This window comes from Rudanella paleaurantiibacter, from assembly GCF_009184635.1.
GTDB classification, from domain to species: Bacteria; Bacteroidota; Bacteroidia; order Cytophagales; family Spirosomataceae; genus Rudanella; species Rudanella paleaurantiibacter.
In genome coordinates this window covers 18,285-28,913 of the sequence record NZ_WELI01000023.1, presented here as the reverse complement: position 1 = coordinate 28,913, position 10,629 = coordinate 18,285, and the positions used below count along the sequence as shown (strand labels likewise).

Here is a 10,629-nt window from a genome sequence, read left to right as displayed (position 1 = left end):
TTTTAACCGCTTGAAACAGTATCGCCGGGTAGCAACTCGCTACGAAAAAACAGCCAGCAGCTTCTTGGCGATGGTTCATCTGGCTTCAAGTATGATTTTGTTGCTCTGATTGTCCACACACTCTAAGCCTGGATACTCGGGTTTGTTGGTCAACGGCCTTTCTGGTCGTACGGTCGGTTGAGGTAGTTACGTAGATCCTGCCCACCCCGGCGCGATGCGTACAGCACGGTGCCGTCAACCAAGGTTACGGCCTTTTCGGCGTGGTCGTACTGAACCGCTACGACAGTGCCACCGCCCAACCCTTTTCTGGATAACCGACTATATCTACCCCCTTTATGATTACCGCTACTTCACCTGTTTGTGCCGACCGGCTACCCTCGCCCGACTCTCTCATATGGCTTCGGGGTGAGGGTAACTACACCTAACTCTATTACCGCAACGCCCGTCCGCAAATCAGTGCCTATACGCTGAAGCGGTACGCGTCGTGTCTGGCCGATTTTATCCGTATTCGTCGGGATGGCCTGGTTAATCCGGCCTGCATAGCCCGCTTAGAGAATACATCTGGTGGCCTGTTGCTCCACCTGACTGATGGCACCTGCCTACCCGTAGCCCGCCGTCGGGTGCGTGCCGTGCGGAAGTTGCTGGCGGGGGAGGGGGCTGATGTGTGGAGGAAAGACTATTTTAGCGCTTGAACTTACTAACCAACCCCCACCATCTATGCGATACACGTTTACTAACCTTGTACTTTTTCTAAGTCTGGTACTGGTGTTTGTGACCACCCGCTCACTCGCCCAGACCTGCGCTACCCCTACCAGCCTGACCGAGACCGAGATGACTACGTCGCAAATACGGCTCAACTGGCAGGCCGTGGTGGGAGTCAGCAACTACACCCTTCAATACCGCGAAGTAGGCACAACTACCTGGACAACAAGCTCACCTTCGGGTAGCAGTACATTCTGGTATATATCAACACAATACGGAAAAACCTATGAGTGGCAGATACGGGCCAACTGCGCCAGTGGTTCTTCTTCCTTTTCCCCCCTGCGCACTTTTACCATGACCTGCCCGGTTCCGTTTGGGCAGTCGGAAGTAGTGGGGTCTACAGCAGCATTTTTGCAGTGGGGGTATATGTCATTACCTAACGGTAGCTCATTCAATTATAATCTGCAATGGCGGGCGGTAGGTGCGGCTACCTGGATAACGATCTCAAATCACTGTTGCTCAGCCTACAATCTGAATAATCTGATAAGCGGACAGGCCTATGAGTGGCGTATGCAGACCATCTGCCCGGAGGGTGGCACGACGGCCTATACCACACCTCGCACATTTACAACAGGCTGCGGGACTCCCAGTGGTTTTTACTATTATGCTTCTACATCCACATCCATTGGGTTCGGTTGGCAAACGTTTTCCGGTGTCACGTATGAAATACGCTGGCGACCATCAGGCAACTCTAACACAACATGGAATACCATTACGGGTATCACAACAATGCCTTACACGCTGACGGGACTGACCAACAACACTACGTATGAAGTGCAGGCACGGGCTGTCTGTTCGCCTACCGACGCAAGCGGCTGGAGCAACTCGGTCAACTACACGACCTCGTGCCAATCGCCGTGGATATGGGGACAATCAGCAACGAACAGTTCGGCTCAGATAAACTGGACAGCTATGGGGTCCGGCACACAGTACCGCTTCATCTGGCGGGCGGCCAGTTCGCCCACGTCAACAACGGTGAACGGCATCACCACCAGCCCTTACACGCTCACAGGCCTGAGTCCCGGCACGGTCTATCAGTATCAGATACAGACACTGTGTTCAGATGGGAACGTGTCCGGGTTGTCGTCTATGCGGTCATTCACAACGAGTACGTGCGCCATGCCTACCAGCCTGACCGAAACCGAGATGACTACGTCGTCTATCCGGCTCAACTGGCAGTCTGTGGCAGGGGTGAACGGCTACACGTTGCGGTTCCGGGAGGTTGGAGCCGCCAACTGGTTTACCTATGGGTCTTCTACTACGGGAGCCAAAGTGGACGTAAGCTACGGCAAAACCTACGAATGGCAGGTGCAAAGTGACTGTGATGCCAGCGGCTCCTCGGACTTTTCACCCCTGCGCACAGTTACCATAACCTGCCCAATTCCGTTTGGGCAGTCGGAGCTTACAGAGCCAACAGCCGCTACGTTACAGTGGCGGTACATGTCTATGCCCAACGGTAGCTCATTCAAATATAATCTGCAATGGCGGGTGGTGGGGGGCGCCAACTGGACGACCGTCTCAAACTGGGGCGGGCAGTCTTATTCACTAAGCAACCTTACTCTCGGTCAGGCGTATGAGTGGCGCATACAGACCATATGCCCAGAGGGTGGTACGACGGCTTATACAAGTCCGCGTTCGTTTACAACAGACTGCGGCACACCCGGTGCGCTTTGGCCACAAACATTCTCGTCTACCTCAATGAAATTAAGCTGGGCAAGTTTTCCGAACGTTGCCTATGAGTTGCGCTGGCGGCAGTCGGGTAATGCCAGTAATCCCTGGAACACTATTACCGGTATTACCAGCTTACCTTATGACCTTACCGGCTTAACTAACAACACCACATACGAATTGCAGACAAGGGCTATTTGCTCCACTACCGACGCAAGCGGTTGGAGCAACTCGACCAACTATGTAACCTCTTGTCAGACACCATGGGTCAGTTCTTTTAACATTACCCCCAGTTCGGCCCAGCTAAATTGGAGTACTACGGGTGGTGGCACGCAATACCGGCTCATCTGGCAGGCTGTAGGTTCACCCACGTCCACAACCGTAAACGGTATCACCACCAGTCCCTTCACATTGACGGGTCTGAGTTCCGGTACGGCCTATCAGTACCAGATGCAGACACTGTGTTCAGATGGTAACGTGTCGGGTCTGAGTTCGATGCAGTCATTTACCACCTTGGCATGCACTACGCCCACAGGGCTAACGGAGGTTAGTGCCGCCAATGGACAGGCGCAACTTCGCTGGAATGCTGTACCCGGCCTGTATCGGCTTTGGACGCGGGCGGTTGGGACAACAAACTGGACGCTTCAGATCGATGTCAGCACGAGCACTACCGGCACTCAAACCTGGTGGGTAGGCAATTTGCTGTCGCGCGTTGCGTATGAGTGGCAAGTTGAACTGGTCTGCTCGCCGACGCAATCGGTCACGGCCAGCCGACAGTTTACGATTCCCTGCGTTGCTCCAACGCCCTCAGTACCCCAAGTGGCTGGCACAGCCGCGCAGCTATCGTGGCAGGGAGCTTCAGGTGATGTGTATCAGATTCGCTGGCGGCCAACAGGTGCGGCCAACTGGACAGATGCGAATCCGGTAATGAATCCCTCGTATCTGCTTACCAGTTTGCTTTCGGGTCAAAGCTACGAGTATCAGGTACAACGCATCTGCGAGGGTGTTGCCACGGGTTACTCGGCCAGTCAGACGTTTACAACAGGTTGTAATCCGCCGACTTTATGGGGAGCTTCTCCTTCGGCTCGCGGGGCCAATCTTTACTGGTCTGGATTATCGGGCGTAGGCACGCTCTATGAGGTGCAATACCGTCCGGTGGGTGCAGCCGTCTGGGTAAGTATGTCTAACACTCTGTCAAACAATGCCGTATTGACAAACCTACCCATTAGCACGGCCTATGAGTGGCAGGTGCGGATGCTTTGTTCGGATGGCAATTCGTCTCCTTTCTCGGCTCCGTCAAGTTTCACGACTACGGCTTGCAACCCCCCTACGTTTACGGCAGAAAACAGCCTATTCCCCGACCGGGCCGATCTGTCAGTTGGGACAAGAGCCGGCGAAATTTACCAGATTCAATGGCGGCAAACAGGCAGTGCTACCTGGGCCAACTCGCTAACGTTTGCAACAGGTACCTGGCCGGTTAGCGTCACCGGATTAAATTCGGGCGTTACCTATGAATGGCGCGTACAGACCGTGTGCGACGTATCCATCACATCGCCCTTCACCACGCCCCGCCTGTTTACAACGGGTTGCTTTCCACCTTCTGGCTTAGGAACAAGCACACCGACCCGCACCTTGGCAGGCGTTTCATGGAACGGCAATTCGGCCTATAACTATCAGGTGCGCTGGAAACGGCAGGCAGACCCAACCTGGACCGTCGAAAACCCCGTGGCACAGACGTTCTTCATTTTGTCTAATTTAATGCCTGGCACGGCCTACGAGTGGCAGCTGCAAATCATTTGTTCGGGCACGGGCAGCGGCTACTCAACTTCCCAAACCTTCACAACAGCGGGCGGGGCGGCTGGCTGTGATGCTCTCAGTTGGATTGGTGCAAATTCAGTCAGTGTACAGGCTGCGCGGGTAACCTGGACAGGAAGTGTTCAGGGGGCGCAAACAGAAGTTCAGTGGCGACAGGCCGGCACAACCGCATGGCCCAACAGTCTAACGTTCTCAGACGCAACAACCTTCACCAATTTGTTGAACCTGTCGCCCAACACTGGTTACCAACTCCGGGCCAGAACGCTCTGCCCTGACGGCAGTACGTCTGGCTATGTGACGAGCTGGTTCACGACCCGCGCCATGGGTGACCCGGTTTACACCGTCGCGCCGGGTTTGTGGTTTACCAATACCATCTGGTCGTACCTGAGTTGGCCCAACCGATTCGATAGCGCGGAGATACGCCATGAGGTTACGCTACCAGCTGGCAATAGCAGTCAGGAAGCAAAACAAATCAAGTTTGCGCCGGGTGGCAAACTCATTTTCGGTGAGGGAGCAAAGCTGCGGCTGGGCTTTTGAGGGAGGATAGCTATTTACTTATTCGTTAAAACCAATGTACTCACTGGTGAAACGATTGTACGCTATTACGGCTGTTTGTCTGCTTTTTGTGCAGTCTGCTTTTACCCAAATCCTACAAACGGTTTGGGGTTGCGGGTTTGGATGAAGCCTGCGAATTTGGACATCAAAACGCCTGTCTGTATCGGAATTGATGATGGTATAGGTACAAACCCAGCATTAAAGGGTATATCTGTATTTGTACCCTCAAACAGTGTTAAAATTATTGTAAGAGCTTGTTGGGGAGCTGATAAGGATTGGTAGTCGAGTCAACTTTGTATCGACCAAGAAACAAAGTGTTGGTTAGGCCTTGCCTTCAATAGTAAATATTGATAAACAGTCGGTTAAACTTGCTACCATGATCAGTGAATGGCGAGATATAGATGCCCATAAGAAGGGGTAGAAGCTGCGCCCGTGAGCCTTGCTGAGAAGGTATCTGTTTTACCCGTATGAAATCTGTTATCACTCCATCACTCCGATTTCGTTTGCTGGTGACGGCTTTGCTCGTGCTGGCAGGAGGTAGCCTTCTATCTGTTTCGGCCCAAACAACCGGCAAAGGCGACCGAATCAGCGGGGCTAACTTTGCCACCCGAAGCCCCGTGCTGGGGCGGCATGGCATGGTAGCCACCAGCCACCCGCTGGCTACACAAATTGCGCTCGATATTCTGAAGCAAGGCGGTACGGCTGTCGATGCGGCTATTGCGGCCAATGCTGCGTTGGGTGTTGTTGAGCCCAATAATGGCGGCATCGGGGGCGATTTGTTTGCCATTGTCTGGTCGGCCAAAGACCGGCGGCTGTACGGACTCAACGCCAGCGGTCGCTCGCCAATGGGGCTCTCGTACGATAGTCTGCGGGCTCGGTTGGGTGCGCAAAAACAAATTCCGTTGTATGGCCCTCTGTCGGTTTCGGTGCCGGGCGCGGTCGATGGGTGGTATGCCTTGCACCAACGCTTTGGGAAAACCCCCATGCCGACTTTGCTACAGCCGAGCATCCGGTACGCACGCGAGGGCGTACCCGTACCGCAGGTGATTGCCTACTCGTGGCAGGTGGCCGCCCGTCGACTGGCCGACAATCAGGCCATAGTGGGCGAATTCGCAAATTTCCGGCAAACGTTTCTGGTCGACGGCAACTCTCCGGCAGAGGGGAGTCTGTTTCGGAATCCGCAATTGGCGGCTACCTACGAGGCTATTGCCGCCGGGGGGCGCGATGTGTTTTACAAAGGCAAGCTGGCCGATGTTATGGACCGGTACGCCCGGAAACATGGCTTGCCTTTGCGTAAAAGCGATTTGGCCGCTCACCAAAGCACTTGGGTCGAGCCGGTTTCGACCAATTACCGGGGCTTCGATGTGCACGAGCTACCGCCCAATGGGCAGGGCATTGCCGTACTCCAAATGCTGAATATTCTGGAAGGGTTTGACCTGAAAGCGCTAAAACACAATAGTGCCGATTACCTGCACCTGCTGATTGAAGCCAAAAAGCTGGCGTTTGAAGACCGCGCCCGGTACTACGCCGACCCGGCATTTGGCCAGGTGCCGGTGTCGTGGTTGCTTTCTAAAGAATACGCTGCCCAACGACGGAAACTCATCAATGTATCGAAAGCCTCCGAACGGCTCGACGCGGGTGACCCGGCCCTGCGTGCGGGCGATACCGTGTACCTGACCGTGGCCGACGACGAAGGCAATATGGTGTCGTTGATTCAAAGCAACATGCTCGAATTCGGCAGCGGCATGGTTCCCGATGGTTTGGGCTTCGTGTTTCATAATCGGGGTACCAGTTTCTCCATGCAGCCGGGCCATGCCAATGTGTACGCGCCCGGCAAACGGCCATTCAACACCATCATTCCGGGCTTTGTGACTAAGCAAGGTCAACCGGTTTTGAGCTTTGGCGTGATGGGCGGAGCCATGCAGCCGCAGGGGCATTTACAGGTGCTCTGTAACCTGATCGATTTTGGCATGAATGTGCAGGAAGCGGGCGATGCGGCTCGTTTCAGTCATAGTGGCAGCAGTGAGCCTATCGGTACGGTCATGACCGACGGAGGCCGGGTGGCGCTCGAACGTGGTATTGACAGTCAGGTTCGGGCCGAACTGCAACGGCGTGGGCATCGGTTAGCCGAAACCGACTTCTTCGGTGGGTATCAGGCCATTCGGTTCGATGCGGTCAACCGGGTGTATTGGGGTGCTACCGAAATGCGTAAGGACGGGCAGGCCGCCGGGTATTAGCCGATGCTTGGGGCAGAGGCCCCCCGGAGCTTGAACGAAGTGCAAACGATTGAGGAGTCTGAAAACAAAAAGCACCGGGCAGATATGCCTGGTGCTTTTTCGTGGAGCGGGAAATGGGTCTCGAACCCACGGCCTGCAGCTTGGGAAGCTGCCGCTCTACCAACTGAGCTACTCCCGCTTGTGGTTGCAAATCTGCAACCCGTTTTGGACTTTGTCAAGTGCTACGCTAAAAAGCTAACACCGTTTTCTCGATGATATCGCAGGCTTCGTGCATTTGCTCTTCAGTAATCACAAGCGGGGGGGCAAACCGGATTTTGTCGCCATGCGTTGGTTTGCAAAGCAGGCCATTGTCGCGGAAGCGCAGACAAAGCTCCCAGGCGGTTTGGTCGCCGAGATCGGGCCGGGCCGCAATCACAATCGCGTTGAGCAGGCCTTTCCCCCGCACAAGGGTAATCAAATCTGACTTCGCCCGGAGGGCGTTCATCCGGTCCCGGAATATTTGTCCCATTGCTTCGGCATTTTCGGCCAGTTGCTCATCCTGCACCACCTGAAGAGCAGCCATCGTAACGGCGCAGGCCAACGGGTTGCCCCCGTAGGTGCTGCCGTGCTCACCGGGCTTGAGAGTTAGCATCACTTCATCGTTGGCCAGTACGGCCGATACAGGCATGGTTCCGCCCGAGAGGGCTTTGCCCAACACGAGTAGGTCGGGCTTTACGCCTTCATAGTCGCAGGCAAGTCGGCGGCCGGTGCGGCCAATGCCGGTTTGTACTTCGTCGGCAATAAAGAGCACCTTGTACCGGGTACACAATTCACGTACCCCACGCAGGTATCCCTCATCGGGCACCACTACGCCTGCTTCGCCCTGAATTGGCTCAACCATGAAACCGGCAATGTGGTGGTCGGTGGCAAACAGAGCCTCCAGAGCACCCAGGTCATTGTACGGAACCTGTAGGTAGCCGGTAAGCAGGGGGCCGAAGTCATTGGTGCTGCTGGCGTCATTCGACGATGAGATGGCGGCAATAGTGCGTCCCCAGAAGTTCCCCTCTGCAAATACTACTTTGGCCGCATTGGGCGGAATGCCTTTTACTTTATACGCCCATTTGCGGGTCAGTTTGAGGGCCGTTTCGCCCCCTTCTACGCCCGCGTTCATCATCAGGACTTTGTCGTAGCCAAAGTACTCACAGAGGAATTTCTCGCACACGCCCAGTTGGTCGTTGTAAAACGCCCGCGAGGTAAGTGTGAGCCGCCCGGCTTGCTCCATCATGGCTCCAATGATGCGCGGATGGCAGTGGCCTTGACTGACGGCACTGTAAGCCGACAAAAAATCGTAGTACCGATTCCCCTCGACATCCCACACAAACACGCCTTCGCCTTTCGATAAGACCACCGGTAGCGGGTGATAGTTGTGGGCGCCATAACGTTCTTCGCGATCAATGGCCTGCTGGCTGAGTGATGTGGATAGAGTATTTTTCATGAATTTACGATTAAAATTAGGGCCTTAAAATGGCTCAATTTCACTTTTTGACAACCATATAGCCCCACAAAGGGTTGCCATCAAAATTACAATCTATTTTAGCAACCCCCAATTTCTAATGTCCACCCGCCAGAAGAAGCGAACAGTTCCGGGCCTCAAGGACGAGGATTACTATTTCACGCCCGAGGGTTTTCTGGTTTTTACGGCCGCTTATCACCTCAAGCGGGGCTACTGCTGCAAAAACGGTTGTCGGCACTGCCCCTACGGGTTTAAAAAAACAGCCTAATTTTAGGAGTCATTTTTGATTCCTAAACGTATGCCTATCCGTCTGTTTCTTAGTTGGCTGCTGTGCTTGGCCGCCCTACTCTCTGGCTACTCGCAAGCTGTTTCCCCGCTCTACCGCCAAACGAGCGACATGCATCACCTCATGACGCAGTATGCTGCCGATAAGGGGAGCCTCAGCCGGTTTTACACCGTCGAAAACTCGCCCGAACGCCGGGAGCGGTTTGAGCGGCTTACCACCGATTATCTGCAACAACTCGACCGAGTGGATTTCGATAAAATGCCCGTGGGGAGTCAGGTTGATTACCTGCTTTTCCGCCGGAGTCTGCTGGTTGAGCAGGCCGAGTTAGCCAAAGAAGCGGCCGAGGTAAATCAGATTAAGCCCTGGTTTCCGTTTGCAGACGGAATTTACGCGCTCGAAAAAGTACGTCGGCGGGGAGCGTCGCTCAACAGCGAGCAGATAGCTGCCGATTTGGCGAAGCTGGCGCGTCAGGTCGCCGAAACGCGGGCTGTGGTCGAGAAAGCAGGCCCCATGTCGGCAGCCCTTGCCCAACGGGCCGAAGGAACCGCCAATGGGCTTCGCTCGGCCCTGAAAAGTGTGTTTGAGTTTTATAACCAATACGACCCGCAGTTTACGTGGTGGGTACCTGCTCCTTACGAGCGTGCCGATAGCCTGTTGGGTGCCTACGCGCGGTTCTTTGCGCAGAAAGCAAAAACCGCTACACCCCCGGCCAACGACGGCAGCGGTATTGCGGGGACACCCGTAGGCCGCGACGAGATTGTGCGGCAGCTGGCGTTTGAGTACATCGCTTACTCACCCGAAGACCTCATTGAGATTGCCAACCGTGAGTTTGCCTGGTGCGACCGTGAGCTGCTCCGGGCCTCGCGCGACATGGGCTTCGGTGATAACTGGAAGGCGGCTCAGGAAAAAGTCAAAAATAGCGCGGTGCCGGTGGGCAAACAGCCCGAAATGATTATGCGGCTCTACGACGAGTCGATCGCATTCCTGAAAAGTAAAGACCTTATTACCATTCCGCCTATTGCCGAAGAAACGTGGCGAATGATGATGATGTCGGCCGAGCGGCAACGGTTCAGTCCGTTTTTTCTGGGTGGCGAAACCCTGCTGATTTCGTACCCCACGGCTGCCATGAGTCAGGAAGAAAAGCTGATGAGCATGCGCGGTAATAACCCCCATTTTTCGCGCTCGACGGTGCACCACGAGCTCATTGCGGGCCACCATCTGCAGGGTTTCATGAATAACCGCTATAAGACGTATCGGCGCTTCCGCACGCCGTTCTGGACCGAAGGCTGGGCGTTGTACTGGGAGATGATTCTGTGGGATATGAACTTCCCGCAGTCGCCCGAAGATCGTATCGGTATGCTGTTCTGGCGGATGCACCGCTGTGCCCGGATCATTTTTTCGCTCAACTACCATCTGGGCAAGTGGACACCCCAACAGTGCATCGATTTCCTCGTCGATCGGGTAGGGCATGAGCGGGCCAATGCCGAGGGTGAAGTGCGCCGGTCGTTTGTGGGTGGCTACGAACCGCTGTACCAGTTGGCCTACATGACGGGCGGGTTTCAGTTCTACGCGCTCAAAAAAGAGCTGGTCGACAGTGGCAAAATGACCTACAAACAGTTTCATGATGCGGTGATGCAGGAAAACTCGCTACCAGTCGAAATGATTCGGGCTATTCTGACCGGGCAACCACTCAACCGCAGCCATAAAGCCAACAGGAAGTTTTACGGCGACATAAACAGCGGGGAAAAAAGACGGTGATTTACTGGTTGAATGGCTGTCTGCATGGCGGCTAACAGCCAGCATTCCAATGTCTT

The 10,629-nt window shown here is 54.8% G+C and carries 7 protein-coding genes, 1 tRNA gene and 1 pseudogene; 6 read left to right on the top strand and 3 right to left on the bottom strand.

The features are described from left to right. Positions 1-109 (top strand): annotated as a pseudogene (locus F5984_RS26875) (IS5-like element ISMra2 family transposase); the annotation flags it as partial. Positions 110-149: 40 nt separating this feature from the next. Here the strand turns inward: F5984_RS26875 and F5984_RS26670 are convergent. Continuing rightward, positions 150-299, bottom strand: a complete 150-nt coding sequence (locus F5984_RS26670) for a hypothetical protein (protein WP_185155653.1) — start codon at positions 297-299, stop codon at positions 150-152. 153 nt (positions 300-452) lie between these two features. Here F5984_RS26670 and F5984_RS27080 point away from each other — a divergent pair, with 153 nt between their 5' ends. The 3 genes from F5984_RS27080 (at position 453) to ggt (ending at position 7,037) form a co-directional block, all read left to right on the top strand. Then, positions 453-692: a LytTR family transcriptional regulator DNA-binding domain-containing protein gene (locus tag F5984_RS27080; protein ID WP_152127336.1), complete on the top strand. Its 240-nt coding sequence runs from the start codon at positions 453-455 to the stop codon at positions 690-692. Between the two features lie 25 nt (positions 693-717). Further along, positions 718-4,782 carry a fibronectin type III domain-containing protein gene (locus tag F5984_RS26205; protein WP_185155652.1) on the top strand — a complete coding sequence of 1,355 codons (4,065 nt, stop codon included), beginning with the start codon at positions 718-720 and terminating at the stop codon, positions 4,780-4,782. A 485-nt stretch (positions 4,783-5,267) separates the two neighbouring features. Continuing rightward, positions 5,268-7,037 (top strand): gamma-glutamyltransferase, encoded by a 1,770-nt coding sequence (gene ggt / locus F5984_RS26195; protein WP_246169421.1) that lies wholly within the window; start codon positions 5,268-5,270, stop codon positions 7,035-7,037. 102 nt (positions 7,038-7,139) lie between these two features. Here the strand turns inward: ggt and F5984_RS26190 are convergent. Together F5984_RS26190 and rocD are read right to left on the bottom strand one after the other, a co-directional pair. Further along, positions 7,140-7,215, bottom strand: a tRNA-Gly gene (locus tag F5984_RS26190). A 48-nt stretch (positions 7,216-7,263) separates the two neighbouring features. Next, complete coding sequence (gene rocD / locus F5984_RS26185; RefSeq protein ID WP_152127330.1) at positions 7,264-8,511, bottom strand: ornithine--oxo-acid transaminase; 1,248 nt, start codon at positions 8,509-8,511, stop codon at positions 7,264-7,266. A gap of 118 nt (positions 8,512-8,629) precedes the next feature. Between rocD and F5984_RS26665 the strand changes: the two genes are divergently transcribed. Both F5984_RS26665 and F5984_RS26180 read left to right on the top strand, forming a co-directional pair. Beyond that, complete coding sequence (locus F5984_RS26665) at positions 8,630-8,797, top strand: DUF5522 domain-containing protein (RefSeq protein ID WP_185155651.1); 168 nt, start codon at positions 8,630-8,632, stop codon at positions 8,795-8,797. Positions 8,798-8,827: 30 nt separating this feature from the next. Further along, positions 8,828-10,573: a DUF885 family protein gene (locus F5984_RS26180; protein WP_152127327.1), complete on the top strand. Its 1,746-nt coding sequence runs from the start codon at positions 8,828-8,830 to the stop codon at positions 10,571-10,573. Positions 10,574-10,629 lie beyond the last annotated feature (56 nt).